Here is a 16,314-nt window from a genome sequence, read left to right as displayed (position 1 = left end):
CCGTATAGGGGACGCTGATGAACTGGGATGATTATGCCCATTGGGGCAAAGAGATTGCGCAGTGGGGGGCCGAGTATCACAAGGCGCTGGCCGAGCGTCCCGTGCGTGCACAGACTGGCCTAGGTGAAATCGCCGCCCAATTGCCCGCAACGCCGCCTGAGCAGGGCGAGGACATGTCCAACATTCTGGCAGATTTTGATGCCATTGTGATGCCGGGAATGACCCACTGGCAGCATCCTAGGTTCTTTGCATATTTTCCGGCCAATGCAGCGCCGCCGTCCATGTTGGCCGAGCAGTTGGTCAACACGGTCGCCGCCCAGTGCATGCTATGGCAAACCTCGCCGGCTGCGACTGAAGTCGAGGGCGTGATGGTCGACTGGCTGCGTCAGGCGCTGGGGCTGGCCGACGGTTGGACCGGCGTGATCCAAGACAGCGCGTCGTCGGCAACGCTGTCAGCCGTTTTGACCATGCGCGAACGGGCGACGGGATATACCGGCAATCGTGATGGATTGGCGGGCAAGGGACCGCTGCGCATTTATTGTTCAGACCAAGTGCATTCATCGATTGATCGCGCCTGTTGGGTGGCGGGGATCGGGCAGGATAATTTGGTCAAACTGCCCACCAAAGGCGCGCGGTTTGAAATGGATGCTGACGCGCTAGACCGCGCGATCACTGCAGAAATTGCGGCAGGGTTTACGCCTGCGGGGATCATTGCGATTACCGGTGGGACAGGGGTTGGGGCCTGCGATGATCTGACGTCTGTTTTGGCCGTCGCTCGGGCGCATGATCTGTATACCCATCTGGATGCGGCTTGGGCGGGATCTGCGATGATTTGCCCTGAGATACGCGACGCGTTTTGGGGCGACGTCGATGCGTTTGATAGCATCGTGTTCAACCCGCACAAATGGTTGGGTGCGCAGTTTGATTGTTCGGTGCAATTCCTGCGGGACGCAACGCCGCAATTGAACACGCTGAAAATCGAACCAGAGTACCTCAAGACAACTGGCCAAGAGGTCACAAACTACTCAGAATGGACGATTCCGTTGGGCCGCCGTTTTCGTGCGCTTAAAATTTGGTTCTTGTTACGATCGTATGGCTTAGAGGGGCTGCGCAGCCGTATCCGCAACCATATCTCTTGGGCGAGCGAGCTGTGCGAGGCGCTGCGTGCGCTAGATGGGTTTGAGATCGTGACAGAGCCGATCCTGAGCCTGTTTTCGTTCCGGTGTCCGGGTGATGATGCGATGCAACAGAGACTGGTCGATGCGCTGAATGATGACGGGAGGATCTATCTGACCCAAGGCGCGTTTGGCGGCCAAAAGGTGATCCGGTTTCAGGTTGGTCAGTTTGATACAACACGCGATGATGTGATGATGGCCCATGCCGTCATCCAAGAGGTTTGGGAGACGATACGATGAGATACGCAACCTATTCGGCAGGGGGCACGCGTCACTATGGAGCGGTGACGGACGAGGGCATGATCGCTCTGGATGGTGAGTTTGCGCAGTGGCCGACTTTGCTGGATGCGGTGCAGACCGGGGGCTTTGATGCGCTGACAAAAGCTGCGGCAGGCAAGTCCGTGACCCACACCGATTTTCAATTCGAGATGGTACTGCCGAATGCACCGCGCATCCTATGTGTCGGGGTCAATTTTCCAGACCGGAACGCTGAGTACAAAGACGGCTCGGACCAACCGAAATTCATGTCGCTGTTTCCGCGATTTTCCAGCGGGTTCACGGGGCACAATCACCCGTTGATCCGCCCGCCAGAGAGCGAACAGTTGGACTATGAGGGCGAGGTGGCTGTGGTCATCGGCAAGTCGGGCCGACGTATCGCCCAAGCGGATGCATATGATCACATCGCAGCACTGACCCTGTGTAACGAAGGCACAATCCGAGACTGGGTGCGGCATGCGAAATTCAACGTCACGCAGGGCAAGAATTGGGACAAGTCGGGGGCAATCGGCCCGTGGTTGGTGCCCTTTACGGATGCCAGCCAGATCGATGATGCGCGTATCATCACCCGTGTGAACGGTGAGGTGCGACAGGACGATGCGTTGAGCCGGATGATGCACCCGGTGCGCCGCGAGATCGAATATATCTCGACCTTTATGACGCTAGAGCCGGGCGATATCATCGTCACGGGCACGCCGACGGGGTCGGGGGCGCGGCTGGATCCGCCGCAGTACCTTAAACCCGGTGATGTGGTCGAGGTCGAGGTCAACGGTATTGGCACGCTGCGCAACATGGTCGAGGACGAACGCGTATGACCCCCCAAGATCACGCACAGGCCGCCGCCGATTTGATGCAAGCCGAACGGACAGGCACGCAGGTTGGATTGTTGACCAAAGCGCATCCAGAGATGGGGATGGATGATGCCTATGCGGTGCAAAACGCAATCTACCGCGCCAAGCTGGTCGAGGGCCGCCGCGTAGTTGGTTGGAAGATTGGGTTGACGTCCAAGGCCATGCAGTACGCGTTGAACATCGACATTCCCGACAGTGGAATTCTCTTTGATGACATGTTGTTTGATCACGGGTCCACGGTGCCTGCTGGGCGGTTTATCCAGCCACGTATCGAGGCCGAGATCGCCTTTGTCCTCAAGGCGCCGTTGGGCGGGTCCGATGTCACGCGCGACGACGTGATTGTCGCCACGGACCATGTCGCCCCGTCTATTGAAATTCTGGATACTAGGATCGTGCGTCAAGACGCTGAAACAGGCGCGGTGCGCAAAGTCTATGATACGATTAGTGACAACGCAGCCAATGCGGGCGTTGTTTTGGGCCCTCAGAAGCACGCGATTGATGACTTTGATCTACGGTGGGTTGGGGCGATCACGTCGCGCAATGGCGAAGTCGAAGAGACCGGTCTAGGGGCAGGTGTTTTGAACGACCCTGTCGAAAGTGTCGTGTGGCTGGCCCGCCGGATGGCGCAATATGGTCAAAGCATCGAGCCAGGGCAGATCATTCTATCGGGGAGCTTTATCCGCCCTGTTGAATGTCCCAGCGGCACGCAGATTTTGGCCAATTTCGGACCCTTTGGCCACGTCGAGATTTCATTCGAATAAGGACGCGGCGGGTGCTGGGTGATCCCATCCTCCGCCGCGTCTGATCTAAATGGCGTGCTTAGACGCTCATGCAGACGTATTTCATTTCGAGGTAATCCTCGATGCCATGAGACGATCCTTCGCGGCCTAGGCCTGACTGTTTGACGCCACCGAACGGGGCGACTTCGGTCGAGATGATGCCAGTGTTGATCCCCACGATGCCGTACTCGAGCGCTTCGGCGACTTTGTAGACGCGGGCCAGATCGGAGGCATAGAAATAGGATGCGAGACCAAAGATCGTATCGTTGGCCATTTCAATCACATCGTCTTCGTCATCGAATTTGAACAGTGGCGCGAAGGGGCCAAATGTCTCGTCCTTGGACACGACCATATCTGTTGTGGCACCGGTCACGATTGTTGGCTCGAAGAACAAACCACCCAGATCGTGCGGCTTGCCACCGGTCAGAACAGTTGCGCCTTTGGCCAGCGCGTCGTCTAGATGCTCTTTCACCTTGTCGACGGCCTTGGGTTCGATCAGCGGACCGAGGTCGGCACCATCAAGACCGTCACCAACGCGCAGTGCCTCGACAGCTGCTTTTAGCTTGGTTGCAAAGGCATCGTAGACGCCGGATTGCACATAGATGCGGTTGGCACAGACACAGGTCTGGCCATTGTTGCGGAATTTGCAAGCGATGGCACCAATGACGGCGTCGTCGAGGTCGGCGTCATCAAAAACGATGAACGGGGCATTGCCGCCCAGCTCCATCGAGCATTTCATCACTTGGTCAGCGGATTGGCGCAGCAGGATGCGGCCTACTTCGGTCGAGCCTGTGAACGTCAGTTTGCGCACCTTGTGGTTCTCGCAGAACTCTTTGCCAACACCGGATGCGTCGTCGGATGTGATGACTGAGAACAGACCGTCAGGAATGCCAGCCTCTTGGGCCAGTTTCGCCATGGCAAGAGCTGACAGTGGCGTCAGAGAGGCTGGGCGCACCACGAAGGCACAGCCAGCGGCCAGCGCCGGTGCAACTTTGCGCGCGATCATAGCATTGGGGAAGTTCCAGGGCGTGATACCAGCGGCGACACCGATCGGTTGTTTCAAAACAGTGATGCGTTTGTCGGGCATGTGGCCGGGGATGGTTTCGCCGTAGATACGCTTGGCCTCTTCTGCGAACCATTCCACAAAGGACGCACCATAGGCGATTTCGCCAGTGGCCTCGGCCAGTGGTTTGCCCTGCTCAGCTGTCATGATCTTGGCAAGGTCGGCTTGGTTCTCCATCAAAAGGGTGAACCATTTTTTCAGAACGTTTGCGCGGTCTTTGCCGGTGCGTTTGGCCCAATCCTTTTGTGCGATGTAGGCCGCATCGATGGCGTCGGCGACTTCTGCGCGGGACAGGTCCGCAACCTGTGCGATCACGTCGCCGCGGGCAGGGTTGGTTACGTCAAATGTCTTGCCATCCTTGGCGTCCGTCCATTTGCCTGCCACAAAGGCTTGGGTGCAGATGAGGTCCGGATTGGACAGCATGGATTTCAAGTCTGTTGTTGTATCGAGCATGGTCGCCTCCATCAGGTTTGACTTGGACTAAGCACGGCATAAGGAGGTCTGGCAAGTGGCAGGCAACATGGAATTGGACGAGGCCTATCAGAATGGGGCGTTTATTGCAGGTGCGGCGGCCTATCCGCCGCGCTGGACCGAGACTGCGGCTGCGTTTCGCGAACGTGGGTTGATCGAACAGGATGTGCCGTATGGCGGAGGGGCACGCGAGGTGTATGACCTGTTTCACCCTGCGCGGTTGGCGCGTGGGTTGGTCATGTTTGTACACGGCGGCTATTGGAAGGCCTTTGACAAATCATCGTGGTCGCATTTGGCGGAGGGTGCGGTTGCACGCGGTTGGGCCGTAGCGATGCCGTCGTACCCGTTGGCCCCTGACGTGCGGGTATCGCAGATCACGGCCTCTGTGCGGGCGTGTTTGGTCCATGCGGCGGCGCGTGTGCCGGGGCCTATTGTGTTGGTGGGGCATTCGGCAGGGGGCCATTTGGTTGGGCGGATGATTTGCCCTGATCAGAGGATAGACGGGGTGAGCGACCGGATCACGCGGGTCATGCCCATTTCGCCTGTGGCTGACCTAAGGCCGCTGGAACAGACATCGATGTGGGCCGAATTGAGATTGGATGAGGCCGAAGCGCATTCTGAGAGCTTGGTACTGGCGCAGCCTAGTGCGGCGCAGGTGCGGGTCGTTGTCGGTGGTAACGAGCGCCCCGCGTTTATCGAGCAGGCCCGCGGTTTAGGCCGCGCGTGGCAGGCCCCCGTCGAAGTGAAGCTGGAGCTACACCATTTTGATGTGTTTGATGGGTTGGCTGACCCTGACAGTGCGATCATGGCCAGCCTGTTGGGTTAACGGTTGTGAATGCGTGCGTAGAGCCGCTTGATGATGCCAGAGCCAGTTTTTTCGAACAGGAATGGCAGGAAAGCGTGCATCAGTGCGGCACTGGCGGCAAGCGAAAGCCATGCGAAGAATGTGAGCGACACTCTCATGTGCTGGAGATAGGTTTCATCGACTGAAGCGGGGTGAGAAGTGAACAGCTGCAAGGGTGGCTCCTGATTTGAGTGGCGTTGATAAACTATCCCATGCGCGGCGCGGCGTTTTATCCCAAAGATGAGATGTTTATGGATAATTTTGGGATTTTGTTCTAAATTTTACCGTATGAGTATTACATACGATGATATAGACCGCCGTTTGATGGTGGAGTTGCAGCGCGATGCAGGGCAATCAGTGGATATGCTATCAGAATCAGCAGGCCTGTCGCGCAATGCGGTGTGGCGACGGATCAAGCGGCTTGAGGATGATGGGCTAATTACAGGGCGTGTGGCGACGGTTGATCCTGTTGCTGTGGGGCTGGGACTGACCGTATTCGTGTCGATCAAGACAGCACGACACGATGCCAAATGGGCTGACCGCTTTGCCCGAGCCGTGCGGAGTTTCGAAGAAGTGCTGGGTCTCTACCGTACGGCAGGCGATCAGGATTACTTGCTGCGGGTGCGGGTCGCTGATGTGGTGGCCTATGACGCGTTCTATCAACGTTTGATAGAGCAAGTTGATCTGGCCGATGTCTCGGCCAGTTTTGTGATGGAAGAGGTCAAGGAAACGACGCGGTTGCCAATCAGATAACAGGTTTGTCCGCTGCGGTGGCTGCATCGCCTGTGTTGGGTGTGCCGCGTGGTTCGATCAACAGCAAATGTGCTTCTGCTGTTGCGACGGGCCGGTGTTCGACGCCAGCGGGGACAATGAACATCTCGCCGGCCTTTAGATGAACGGTGCGGTCGCGCAGTTCGATGTCGATCTCGCCCTTGATCACCAAAAAGAAGTCGTCTGTATCGGCGTGGCTGTGCCAGTTGAATTCACCGAAGATTTTAACAACCATCACGTCGTTCTGATTGTAGGTTCCGATGATGTGCGGTTGCCAATGGCTAGAGAACTGGTCGAGTTTATCGGTCAATGAAATGGCGGTCATGTGGCACCTGAAGTTGGGAATTGTGTTGATTGAAACGGTTCGGTGGGGCAAAGACAAGCAGGGCTGGAATGCGATGGCGTCGTTTTCCGCGAAATGCCTATTGTCGTGAACGCCGCGACCTTTCTGAAAGAGGAGAGGTCTCATGACCAACCGACCCGATATGTACCGTTTTCACAATGGCGAGCGTGCAACGCTGCCGTTTAGCGAAGATGAATATGCCGCCCGTCTTAAAGGGCTGCGCAACATCATGGCTGAACGCAGTATCGATAGCGTCGTTTTTACGTCGATGCACAACATCGCCTACTATTCCGGATTTCTCTACTGCGCGTTTGGACGGCCCTATGGGCTGGTTGTGACGGCGACAGATGCTGTGACAATTTCCGCAGGTATTGATGCAGGTCAGCCGTGGCGCTGGAGCCATTGCGACAACGTCACTTATACCGACTGGCAGCGTGACAACTATTGGCGTGCTGTGGTTGCTGTGACGGGAACCGGCGGCACAGTTGGCTATGAAGGCGATCACCTGACCGCGGTGCAAAGTGAAAAGCTGAACGCGTTTTTGCGGCCGAATGCGACGCGCGATATTGCCGCCTATACAATGCAGCAACGGATGCACAAATCGCCCGCCGAGCTGGACCTGATCCGCGCGGGCGCTGCGGTCGCCGATGTGGGGGGCTATGCCATTCGCGATGCGATCAAGGTTGGCACCCGCGAGATCGACGTGGTGATGGCGGGGCGCGATGCGATGGAGCTTGAGATCGCTAAACGCTTTCCCGATGCGGAATACCGCGACACGTGGGTTTGGTTTCAATCTGGTATCAACACGGACGGGGCGCATAACCCTGTCACATCTCGCAAGCTAGAGCGCGGTGATATCCTGTCGTTGAACACTTTTCCGATGATCAGCGGTTATTACACGGCCCTAGAGCGAACGTTGTTTGTGGGCGAGGTTGATGATGCGAGCCTCTATCTATGGGAAAGCAATGTGGCCGCGCACGAGTTGGGCATGAGCCTGCTCAAGCCGGGGGCCAGCTGTGCCGAGGTGACAGCCGGTGTGAACGCATTGTTTGAAGAGCGCGATCTGCTGCAATACCGGACCTTTGGCTATGGGCATTCGTTCGGCGTGCTGAGCCATTATTACGGACGCGAGGCGGGGCTCGAGCTGCGCGAGGATATCGATACGGTGCTGGAGCCCGGTATGGTGATCTCGATGGAGCCGATGCTGACATTGGCGGGCGACATGCCTGGTGCGGGTGGATACCGCGAGCATGACATTCTTATCATCACCGAAGATGGTGCCGAAAATATCACAGGCTTTCCTTACGGTCCCGACCACAACGTGATCGGCTAATGTCTCGGGCTGCCCTCATCAACAGGGCGGCCCGTTTGCCTAGTGTATTTTGAGAAGGTTTTTGCCTTTGGATTCCAGCTTTTCTGCAAAAGCGCGCTGCTGTTTGCGGTGCGGGATTGAACGTGCTGGCGTCGGGATGTAGTCGTCTGACCCGATCTCAGGAAACAGCGAAAGAATTTCAGCACGTGCCTCGGGGAGCATGGCCCGCAACGCTTCAGGTGCGGGAAGCAAGCTCTCGGATGGGGCGCCATCCGCGATCAAAACCTCGTGCTGTTCCATGATGACATGGACGTAGAGAATACCGTCTGTCTGATCGTCAACCGAGATGCCTGGCAGGGCCGTCAGATGCTTGGCCGCCATCAGAACCTCGGGCACATCAAAGGTGCGCGCCACCAGTCGGGAGGCGATCAACATGCGGTGCTGCGGCGAGACATGCATCGTGCGGTTTGGCAGCTTTGACCCAAGAGCGCCTGCGTCGATGCGGATCGGCATGAGATTGGGATGCTCGGCCAGATCTGCCGCGGTCAGGCGTCGTTGCAGAACCAGTTTGACCGGTTTGAAGTCGCCGTCATAGGTGCGCAGCATGTCGCCCGGTTTAAGGAATTGAACCAACTGGGGCCCAGTGTCCGTCTCGATCATTGTGCCTGCTGTAAAGCAGGGGATTAGCCCGTCCTCGAACGCCACAACACCAATGGTTTCGTTGATGTGGTTCACTTCGGTATCTTGTGATTCTTCCTCTTCTAGGAACATGTCGACGGTCGAATTGGTCTGGCCGTCTATCACAACCGTCGCGGTGTCGCCTCCGTTCATTGTCTGGGTCTCACCCAACACAACAGCATCGGTAAAGGTATCGCCCAGCCACAGGATATCCGTGCCTTCGTCAAAACCACCAAAGGTATTGGCCGTGCCAGACTCTGCGTCGCCGCCGCCTTGGATCGCAATGTAGCCGACTGTTTCAGCCGCGTGGTTGTCGTCCTCGGCTTCTTCCTCTTGCAAGGAAACGGTAAAGCCGCTGTTGGTGATATTCCACGGATCGCTGTCGACTGTGGTGGTATCATTCTCTGACATGACAGAGGTCAGAACGACAGGCGGATCAATAAAGCCACCTTCAAGTGCCACAGTGGAGTTGCCGCTGGTCGCACTGGTTGTTCCGGCCTCAATGATGCGACCGTCGGGCAGGGTGTGCACGCCTTCCTCAACTGCGAGCCAGTTGATCGTCTCGGTCGCGCCGTGAGGGCCGTCGTGGTATTCCCACTCTTCGATGATAAACGTAAATGCCGTTGTGTCGCCATTCGCATCCAAGGTCTGGCCGGTGACGCGCAACACAAACTGGTTGCCGCCGTTGTTGGTGGCAGTCAACGCAAAGACCGGATCGGTCAACGGCTGGTCTAGTGTAATTGTGATAGGCGCGTTTTCAGTAGGCGAGTTGGTGACAACTGTGCCGGCTTGTCCGATTGCCATTTTTTTGCCTCATGCAAATGTCATGTCCCCAGGCAGATTAGGCCTAACATAGTTGGATTTTGAATTCATCCGTGGTGTCATAGCAGCAAGCAAAACTCTGCTAAAAAGTCACAGGTGCCTTTCTTTGGTATCTGAGTGCTAAAATATCACGGGTATGTTACCCATATAAACATTGATGGCGGAACAGTGGTCCGCACCCATTTTTCAGGAGACGTTATGTCAGATTTCGACGCGCAAATTCGTGAATCACAAACTCGGGTGGCCGAGGCTCAGGGCAAGATTGCCGATCTGACCAGCCGGATCGAGGTGGCCCGCGCCAAGATGAAAGAGGGTACGGATGTCAGCGTCGATATCGAGAACGCAACGTTGGATGATGTGCATGCGCACACCGAGGCAATGAACGCAAACATTGCTGAACTGATCATGGGATTGGACGATGTGACAGCTGGATTTTCTCAAGAATTCAGTGATTTACGTGACAAGACCGGTTGGGAGAGCTTTGTTGGCATCTTTAGCCGTGGGAAGTCTGACAGCATGCGTGAAGAGCGGATGCGTGAGGCCAGCGTCGATGACAAGCTGCAAGATCTAATCTCGAAATCGGACACGATTGTCACTTTGTTGGACGGTCAGCTGGCCGTGCTCAACGAGCAAAAGGAAAAGGTCGAGGCGAACCTTGTTGGAACCTTGGACGAGCGCGAATCGACGGTTGGTGAATTAGAGGCCGTGCGCGCCGAAGTTTCGGGTATGGATCCGCAGATTATCACGCTAGAAAACAAGATTTCGGTTGAGCAAGATGCCGCTGCCCGGACCAAGTTGGAAACCGAATTGGCGGAACTGAACACCAAATACAACGAGTTGATCCAGCAAGAGCAGGTCATGCTGGCAAAATCGCAGACGCTAGAGCGCTATATCGAGAAGGGTAAAACCTGGACCGACAGCCTGCAAAACCAAGCGGCAACGCAGATGGTTTTGATCAACAAGCTCAAGACAGACACGCAGCAACGTGTTGTTCTCTACGATGCCCTTACCAAGTCGTTGAAGACGGCGCAGCAGCAGGATGTCGCACACCGGATCAACGAAATCGGTGTCGAGACGGACAAAGAAGCACAAACAGCAATGGCTGCAATCGGTTCGGCGACGAATGCGCGGATGGCCGAGATGATGGAAGCGCACGAAGACCACATGGTCTTTGCGCGGGACGTTTTGGAAAAGAAGGCGCGCGCGGACGAGATGTTCATGCGCCGGTTCGAAAAGCTGGTCGAGAAGCACGACAAGAACCTGTACGGGAACTAAGCCGTGCGATCTAAGTCAATGAAATGGGCGTTCTTGTGCGGTGCCGTATTCGCGCTGGCTGTTTTGGTGTCGGTGCTGCGCAACGCGCTGGGCGCGCCAGACAGTCTGTGGGTCAGCGTTATCAGTGGCGGCGTGATCGGATTGGTCACCGTCGTGTTGGGTCGTCGGATGGGATTGTTCCCCAAGCGGACGGACAATGATGACTGATGCGGTGAACGACACCAGTGCCGCCGAACATGTGGCGCTAGATAATCTGCAAAGCACGCGGCGCTATTTCGAAAAGTTCGAAGCGATCACAAACCATCTGGGCCGCGTTGCGGGGACGATGGAGGCCGAGGGTCGTTTGAGTAAATCAGATGTCGAGGTGATGGCGCGCTATGTCCTTGGCCTGACATTTACGTTTCGAGCGTTGCGTCTGAAATATCTGTTTTCGGGGCGGATGCCGCGGGTGGGTCAGTTGATGATGGACCGTGTAGAGAGCGGGTTCCCCGTCTTTTCCGAACTCATGGAAATGGCCAATGATGCGGCACAGGCGGAAAAGCATCTGGCGCAGATGCCCAGCACGGACGAGCTGAAAAACCAGATGGTCCGCAAAATCGTTGGCGATCTCGAAATCCCGACCAAGCTGCAATACGCCCTGAGCCAGCGCCAGTATTACGAAGAGTTGGTGCGCGGAGATTTGTTCTGGGCGCGCAATCATCCGGTTGCCGTGTGGCAGGGCAATTTGGCCGAAGATCGGCGCAAGTTTTTGATCCATTGGGCGGTTTATGACAGCCAGATCAATCTGCCGACTGTGTATTTGTTAGAGGTCGAAGACACAGGGCGCACGGCGCTGCCCAAGGACGAGCTACGCTGGCCCGAAGTCCAAGCGCATCTTATGGCGCAGGCGTTGGGTGGGCTCAAGCTGTTGACCATCGCGCAGGGGTTTGACGAGGATTTCCATTACTTGCACCCCAAGCGGCTAAGACGGTTTCATATCGGCCCGATGTACAGTCACGCGTTTACGCGCCAGTCTGGTCCGCTGCGCGAGGTATTGGCCGATGCGCGCGCACCCAAGGGCGAAGACTGGGCCTTGGTCTGGACCGAAGAAGAGCTGGTCAGCAAGCGGGTCGAGACAGAAAAATCTGGCTGGTTCAGTAGCGTCGAGCGTGAGATTTTCGCGCTTGATCCCTTTGCTGGGCGCGGTGTCGAAACGGGCACCACCCGCACGGAACGCAGCATCATTTTACCCCAGCGACCCTATCAGTCGCTCGAGGAAAAGGCACCGCCCGGATTTCGGGATGTGCGCAAATTTGTGGTCAGCCCGAATGGCCGCGTGTTGAGCTATAGGTGACGGGATGAATGCAGGCTGTGCCCGAGGTTGTATTTTCAACGGGACGGTGGCCAGAGGTGCGGATGGGTCTGCACCGTCTATTAAAGACGAATGAGGAACGATAAAAATGAGCCAATCTAGCGATCAGATGGAGTTGCGCGAAGAGGACGTGGTCAAACATTACGAGGCCGCGCTCGCCATGATGGAAGGGTTCGATCATGCGCCGCGTATCGGGGTCGCAAAGGCCGAAGATCAACCCGAGCGGTCCTCGGGGATCGGCACGCGGCGGCGGTTTCGCAGCACGACACCGGGTCTAGCCACGCGGTTGAGCACGCCGCAGCAGGGTGTGCAATTGGTCGCTCGGATCGAGGCCGCAGACGAAGGTGACGGTTTGGTGTCGCCGGTGCAAGCCAACGTGCTACATGCTGTGCGCCGGTCGCTGGCCATCGCGCTGGCCGTAGGCGAGCAATATGGCGAACGCACAGGATTGGCGGACCTAAAACGCGCCAATCTGGATGGGTCATTGCCCAGCGGTAAGAAGGCCGAGTTCTCGGAGCTACTGAGCGCCGAGACCTTGGCCGTGATGTATGTCTTTGGCTCTGGCGTGTCGTTCTTTTTGGCCGCCCATGCGTCCGAGGAAACCGTCGAGATCGGTGAAGTCGAAGAGGTGCTGACTGACAATGCACAATTGGCGCTGCACGGCGCGTTGTGGGAATTGGACCAAGACATCGGGCTGTTCGCACAAAGCGATGCAAAGCTGGTAGCAACGGTTGCGGCCTTTGCAGAAGCCTTGATGGACAAAGTCGCCGCGCGGGCCAGCACGGCCCCGCGGCTCGAGCCGTTTGTCGGCGCCAGCTGGCGTGTCGAGGCCGATAATTTCGCGGTCCAAGGGTTCACACCTGCGCGTGCGGCCAAGGGCAGCAGCCTGACGATGACGTTCAAGAAACCCAACGAAGTTGTCGGCAACCACATCGCAAAATACCAGTCGATGAAATTGGCGAAAATGCTGATGGCCTATGACTTTGACCGACGGCTGAATCCGTTCGCGGAATTGGGTGGCTTTATCTTTACGTTCATGGGTGACGGTGCGCCGGGCACGGCTAAAACGACATTGATCCAGATGATGGCTGGTCTGATGTCGGGTTATTGCGAGACCGCGGGCTATCCGTTCCGCTATCAAAACCTGAGCACTGATAACATCGACAGCTATCAGGGTAAGTCGGGACAAAACGCTAAGGCGTTTATTAACAATGTGATCGATCCAGGTGTAATCGGGTTTGGCACAATCGACGACATTGACCAGTTGGCGGGCAAGCGTGGTGATCGGCAATCGTCGGCGGGCCAGCTCGAGATTACGGCTGTGTTGATGGAGAGTTTTGCGGGCGCGAACACGGTCGTTCGTGGCAATTGCACGTTTGGCATGTTCTCGAACTATCCTGAAAATGTCGACGATGCGCTGCGTCAGCGTGCGGGTGCGCGCTTCCTCGTGGATGGGCCGCAAACGCGCGATGACTATATTGATATTCTCTATCTCTTGATGGGCAAGAACCACGACATTCCTGTGGGCGACCACACGGTGTTTTCCGCCCAAGAGATCAAGGCGGCGGTTGCCGCATCGTTCGAGGGCCATTCCAAGCCGCACGAACCAGGATTGTTGGCTGTGTTTGATCAAGTCCATGATAAGATTGGTGAATTGGACACGATCGCCAAGATGGGTACCTATCTAAAGGGTATCCAAGAGGCAGACAGCCGGTTTACGGGCCGCGCGATCAAGAACATCACGGATGCGGTCAAGATTCGGGCAATGGACTTTGAATTGCCCGACGAATGGGTCGAAGAGCCGGACCTGTTCCTGTTCAAAGGGTATGACGAAAAGAAAGCGATGATCGCTGAATTGCGCGTGCCGATCACGACCGAAATGGTGATCCAAGAGATCAACCGCTACGCCGATTCAGAGTTCCGCTACGCTGATAAATCCGACGAGATCGCGATTAAAAACGCAGTGCGCGATATGGAGCGGATGGAAGAGGCCAAGCGGCGGTATTTGGCGAGCAAAGGTGCCTAAGTGAACCGAAGCTGGATCATAGCATCAGTTCTGACAGCGGGGCTGTTGGCAGCGGCCTTTGCCGGAGCGGCGTTGTTCTATGACAGCGGCTGGCTAAGCCTAGTGCCTCCGGACAGCGATGTGGCAGATGTGGCCTTTGGTCAAGAGCGAAGCCTTTATCAATCTGCGTTCACGGCTTGGGCGGCTGTAATCTTGCTGATCCCTGTCTATGCAACTGTTTGGGTTCGAAACCGTGGGGCGTGGCAGGTCTGGAGCGCGTTTTGGACAATGAGCTGGATCGCTTATGCCGTGCATATCTATGTCTCGGCGTTCGGGTTCTTTGACGGTGAATTCAAATGGATGACCAGCAGCACGCGGGTTAGTGCATTCTGGCCGGGTATGTTGATTTTGATCTGGTGGCCAATTGATGCGGTGATCGCACTGCGTAGCCGCACTGAGGGACGCTTGGTTCTGGTGTCACGCGTCTTGATCCATCTGGCGGTCCTTGTGTTGTTTGTTGGTGGCTCGGCCGTCAAAGGTGAAACCATGGGTATCAAGGTATTGGGCGTCGCGCTGGCCGTTGTTGCGCTGGCTGCACTTGGGCGCTGGTATACGGGGCGCAAAACCCATGCTTGATTTCTTTGCCTCATCGCTCGTTTTTCCAGCACTGGTGCTGACGCTGATGGGATGGCTTGTGCCCAAGTTATATTCGCTGGTCTTTGCCGAAGGGGTACGGCCCTTGATGTGGCTGGCGTTCACGTCCGCTGTCACGATGATGGGGGTCGGGGTTTTGTTTTTCCTTTCGCTCTATCTGTTGCAAGGCGTGCCGATTGGCGAAGTTTTTGAACCAGGTGTCATGCAAGGGATTGTGCATTTCGCGCGGTTGTCAGCGATTTCGGCGTTCTTTTGGGGGCCGATCATGATCCTAAGCGTGGCAGGGTTGCCGAAACACTGGGTAAAGGAAGTCTGGTGAAACGACTGATTGAAAAAGGTTTGATGTTTGGCAATCTGGTGCATGTCACTAGCCCTGTTTGGATCGAACGCTATAAACGTGCGCTGCGTCATTTGACGGGGCGCGAAACAGAGTTGATCGACTTTCATATCGATATTTCGGGGTATTCCCCTGAGGTGGGCGATGCGTTGGGGGATGATCTGTATCTCAACCACGCTGGCGTGAACCGCCAGTTCATTTTGCTCACGACGGATCAGGTTCGCGCACCGCTGCTGAATGCACAGTTTAGCACCAGCCGTGATATCCTGCGGCAGTTCATTGTGTCGAACGAGGACGCGCTCTTTGCGTTGACGGCGCGGGATGCGGTTGCGGGCGAAATGGTCAATTCGGTGTTTTCAGCGGATACCGTTGCGCAGGTTCTGAGCATTGGACGCATCGAGATCGAGGCTGACACTACCGAGGCGACAGTCGCGCAATCAGAGCGGCTGGGTCAGATGATTGACCGGTTCAAGACAGACAAGGACGCGTGGTTCGATGATGTGTTGATTGCGCAGATGATCGGCGTGGCCAAGCAAACTGGCGACGTCACGCGCAACCCCGTGCGTCTGGGACAGATGGCATTTGAACAGCGCAATTTTTGGACCAGCCATTTTGGTGGTCTCTATTGTTTTCGCGGGTTGGAAACGCCCACGGTCGTGGCCGTGTCAGATGATGCTGTGGTCGAGACAGACGACCACGTGATCCGGATGAGCGACCCGCATAGCGTTGCTGCCTTTTTGCAAGAGAACGATCTGGTCGAGCCGATTGTACAGGCGCGCGGCATCGATGCCGCCGCGATCCTGCGACAAAAGATGGATTTCATCATTGTCGATGTCGCGGCAACCATGGGCGAAGATCTGAGCGGCGCATCACGACGTGAACTGCGCGGGCTTGCGCGGCGTTACCGGACATTGATGCCCGAGGCCTTTACTGGGCTACAGGCCTTGCTGAATTGGGCCGAAAACGGCGGCGCGTGGCCACGGATCACATCCGATCATCCCGCGTATTTCTATTCGCTACGGGCCAAGGATCACAGCGACGTGGGGCTGGTGAACATGCTGTTGGCCGAGATGGCACCGCTGGATATTCGTCAGTTGTTCATCATGCACAAGCAGGCGTTTTATGCGCTATATGCCACGTGGCCTGAGGGAAAACGTGCCTATGTGGCAGAATTCCTTGCAGCAGAGTATCAAGTCGATAAAGCAGGCGCGCGTGAAGCGCTCTTTGGTCACGAGGCCCCGATGGAAGTGCCTGAGAGACTGATGGTTGAGCGTGTTGGCCCTTGGGGCGCAGTTAAGAGGAGATAG

The 16,314-nt window shown here is 56.5% G+C and carries 17 protein-coding genes; 13 read left to right on the top strand and 4 right to left on the bottom strand.

Features of this window, described 5'->3' with window-relative positions; genetic code table 11:
- The first annotated feature begins 17 nt into the window (after positions 1 to 17).
- Genes TR2A62_RS09665 through hpaH form a run of 3 tightly spaced genes read left to right on the top strand, consistent with a single transcriptional unit; the run spans position 18 to position 3,063 of the window.
- On the top strand, positions 18 to 1,415 hold the full coding sequence (locus TR2A62_RS09665) for a pyridoxal-dependent decarboxylase (protein WP_009158900.1): 1,398 nt from the start codon (positions 18 to 20) through the stop codon (positions 1,413 to 1,415).
- Entirely contained in the window at positions 1,412 to 2,266 is an 855-nt protein-coding gene (locus TR2A62_RS09660) for a fumarylacetoacetate hydrolase family protein (protein ID WP_040820561.1), read from the top strand. The genes TR2A62_RS09665 and TR2A62_RS09660 overlap by 4 nt, the downstream gene beginning before the upstream one ends.
- Positions 2,263 to 3,063, top strand: coding sequence for a 2-oxo-hept-4-ene-1,7-dioate hydratase (hpaH, locus tag TR2A62_RS09655; RefSeq protein ID WP_009157485.1), 801 nt, complete (start codon positions 2,263 to 2,265; stop codon positions 3,061 to 3,063). Before TR2A62_RS09660 ends, hpaH begins: the two co-directional genes overlap by 4 nt.
- A 58-nt stretch (positions 3,064 to 3,121) precedes the next feature.
- Here hpaH and TR2A62_RS09650 read toward each other — a convergent pair whose 3' ends face one another.
- A complete protein-coding gene (locus tag TR2A62_RS09650) occupies positions 3,122 to 4,597 on the bottom strand; it encodes an NAD-dependent succinate-semialdehyde dehydrogenase (protein WP_009158037.1) in 1,476 nt (491 codons plus the stop codon).
- Positions 4,598 to 4,664: 67 nt separating this feature from the next.
- Here TR2A62_RS09650 and TR2A62_RS09645 point away from each other — a divergent pair, with 67 nt between their 5' ends.
- On the top strand, positions 4,665 to 5,441 hold the full coding sequence (locus TR2A62_RS09645) for an alpha/beta hydrolase (RefSeq protein WP_040820559.1): 777 nt from the start codon (positions 4,665 to 4,667) through the stop codon (positions 5,439 to 5,441).
- Here the strand turns inward: TR2A62_RS09645 and TR2A62_RS09640 are convergent.
- A complete protein-coding gene (locus TR2A62_RS09640) occupies positions 5,438 to 5,632 on the bottom strand; it encodes a DUF6356 family protein (RefSeq protein WP_009159410.1) in 195 nt (64 codons plus the stop codon). The two genes, TR2A62_RS09645 and TR2A62_RS09640, sit on opposite strands and share 4 nt — an antisense overlap.
- A gap of 115 nt (positions 5,633 to 5,747) precedes the next feature.
- Between TR2A62_RS09640 and TR2A62_RS09635 the strand changes: the two genes are divergently transcribed.
- Positions 5,748 to 6,212: an Lrp/AsnC family transcriptional regulator gene (locus tag TR2A62_RS09635; protein ID WP_040820557.1), complete on the top strand. Its 465-nt coding sequence runs from the start codon at positions 5,748 to 5,750 to the stop codon at positions 6,210 to 6,212.
- On the opposite strand, the gene TR2A62_RS09630 is transcribed toward TR2A62_RS09635, so the two are convergent.
- Positions 6,205 to 6,555, bottom strand: a complete 351-nt coding sequence (locus TR2A62_RS09630; protein ID WP_009158585.1) for a cupin domain-containing protein — start codon at positions 6,553 to 6,555, stop codon at positions 6,205 to 6,207. The two genes, TR2A62_RS09635 and TR2A62_RS09630, sit on opposite strands and share 8 nt — an antisense overlap.
- Before the next feature lie 142 nt (positions 6,556 to 6,697).
- On the opposite strand from TR2A62_RS09630, the gene TR2A62_RS09625 reads away from it, so the two are divergent.
- A complete protein-coding gene (locus tag TR2A62_RS09625) occupies positions 6,698 to 7,906 on the top strand; it encodes an aminopeptidase P family protein (RefSeq protein ID WP_009159548.1) in 1,209 nt (402 codons plus the stop codon).
- A 39-nt stretch (positions 7,907 to 7,945) separates the two neighbouring features.
- On the opposite strand, the gene TR2A62_RS09620 is transcribed toward TR2A62_RS09625, so the two are convergent.
- On the bottom strand, positions 7,946 to 9,367 hold the full coding sequence (locus TR2A62_RS09620) for a Hint domain-containing protein (RefSeq protein WP_009160457.1): 1,422 nt from the start codon (positions 9,365 to 9,367) through the stop codon (positions 7,946 to 7,948).
- Positions 9,368 to 9,583: 216 nt separating this feature from the next.
- On the opposite strand from TR2A62_RS09620, the gene TR2A62_RS09615 reads away from it, so the two are divergent.
- The 7 genes from TR2A62_RS09615 (at position 9,584) to TR2A62_RS09585 (ending at position 16,314) form a co-directional block, all read left to right on the top strand.
- Positions 9,584 to 10,660 carry a hypothetical protein gene (locus tag TR2A62_RS09615; protein ID WP_009159357.1) on the top strand — a complete coding sequence of 359 codons (1,077 nt, stop codon included), beginning with the start codon at positions 9,584 to 9,586 and terminating at the stop codon, positions 10,658 to 10,660.
- A gap of 18 nt (positions 10,661 to 10,678) precedes the next feature.
- Positions 10,679 to 10,867, top strand: coding sequence for a hypothetical protein (locus TR2A62_RS09610; RefSeq protein ID WP_009158958.1), 189 nt, complete (start codon positions 10,679 to 10,681; stop codon positions 10,865 to 10,867).
- Positions 10,860 to 11,993, top strand: coding sequence for a hypothetical protein (locus TR2A62_RS09605; protein ID WP_009157458.1), 1,134 nt, complete (start codon positions 10,860 to 10,862; stop codon positions 11,991 to 11,993). Before TR2A62_RS09610 ends, TR2A62_RS09605 begins: the two co-directional genes overlap by 8 nt.
- A gap of 106 nt (positions 11,994 to 12,099) precedes the next feature.
- Positions 12,100 to 14,037, top strand: a complete 1,938-nt coding sequence (locus TR2A62_RS09600) for an ATP-binding protein (protein ID WP_009157452.1) — start codon at positions 12,100 to 12,102, stop codon at positions 14,035 to 14,037.
- The gene (locus tag TR2A62_RS09595; RefSeq protein WP_009160365.1) at positions 14,038 to 14,652 is read left to right on the top strand and encodes a hypothetical protein; all 615 of its coding nucleotides are present in this window, start codon (positions 14,038 to 14,040) and stop codon (positions 14,650 to 14,652) included.
- Positions 14,645 to 14,989, top strand: coding sequence for a hypothetical protein (locus tag TR2A62_RS09590; RefSeq protein ID WP_009160748.1), 345 nt, complete (start codon positions 14,645 to 14,647; stop codon positions 14,987 to 14,989). The genes TR2A62_RS09595 and TR2A62_RS09590 overlap by 8 nt, the downstream gene beginning before the upstream one ends.
- Complete coding sequence (locus TR2A62_RS09585; protein WP_009158272.1) at positions 14,986 to 16,314, top strand: DUF6638 family protein; 1,329 nt, start codon at positions 14,986 to 14,988, stop codon at positions 16,312 to 16,314. The genes TR2A62_RS09590 and TR2A62_RS09585 overlap by 4 nt, the downstream gene beginning before the upstream one ends.

The organism is Thalassobium sp. R2A62 (genome assembly GCF_000161835.1).
GTDB lineage: Bacteria > Pseudomonadota > Alphaproteobacteria > Rhodobacterales > Rhodobacteraceae > Thalassobium.
The sequence above is the reverse complement of the archived record's forward strand: the minus strand, read 5'-3'. Positions and strand labels throughout refer to the sequence as shown.

What these genes read in the sequence shown, in the direction of transcription:
- TR2A62_RS09600 (WP_009157452.1), top strand. Translation starts at nt 12,100, where the DNA reads ATGAGCCAATCTAGCGATCAGATGGAGTTGCGCGAAGAGGACGTGGTC.
- TR2A62_RS09605 (WP_009157458.1), top strand. Translation starts at nt 10,860, where the DNA reads ATGACTGATGCGGTGAACGACACCAGTGCCGCCGAACATGTGGCGCTA.
- TR2A62_RS09625 (WP_009159548.1), top strand. Translation starts at nt 6,698, where the DNA reads ATGACCAACCGACCCGATATGTACCGTTTTCACAATGGCGAGCGTGCA.
- TR2A62_RS09620 (WP_009160457.1), bottom strand. Translation starts at nt 9,367, where the DNA reads ATGGCAATCGGACAAGCCGGCACAGTTGTCACCAACTCGCCTACTGAA.
- TR2A62_RS09650 (WP_009158037.1), bottom strand. Translation starts at nt 4,597, where the DNA reads ATGCTCGATACAACAACAGACTTGAAATCCATGCTGTCCAATCCGGAC.
- TR2A62_RS09615 (WP_009159357.1), top strand. Translation starts at nt 9,584, where the DNA reads ATGTCAGATTTCGACGCGCAAATTCGTGAATCACAAACTCGGGTGGCC.
- TR2A62_RS09645 (WP_040820559.1), top strand. Translation starts at nt 4,665, where the DNA reads ATGGAATTGGACGAGGCCTATCAGAATGGGGCGTTTATTGCAGGTGCG.
- TR2A62_RS09590 (WP_009160748.1), top strand. Translation starts at nt 14,645, where the DNA reads ATGCTTGATTTCTTTGCCTCATCGCTCGTTTTTCCAGCACTGGTGCTG.
- TR2A62_RS09610 (WP_009158958.1), top strand. Translation starts at nt 10,679, where the DNA reads ATGAAATGGGCGTTCTTGTGCGGTGCCGTATTCGCGCTGGCTGTTTTG.
- TR2A62_RS09665 (WP_009158900.1), top strand. Translation starts at nt 18, where the DNA reads ATGAACTGGGATGATTATGCCCATTGGGGCAAAGAGATTGCGCAGTGG.
- TR2A62_RS09660 (WP_040820561.1), top strand. Translation starts at nt 1,412, where the DNA reads ATGAGATACGCAACCTATTCGGCAGGGGGCACGCGTCACTATGGAGCG.
- TR2A62_RS09630 (WP_009158585.1), bottom strand. Translation starts at nt 6,555, where the DNA reads ATGACCGCCATTTCATTGACCGATAAACTCGACCAGTTCTCTAGCCAT.
- hpaH (WP_009157485.1), top strand. Translation starts at nt 2,263, where the DNA reads ATGACCCCCCAAGATCACGCACAGGCCGCCGCCGATTTGATGCAAGCC.
- TR2A62_RS09635 (WP_040820557.1), top strand. Translation starts at nt 5,748, where the DNA reads ATGAGTATTACATACGATGATATAGACCGCCGTTTGATGGTGGAGTTG.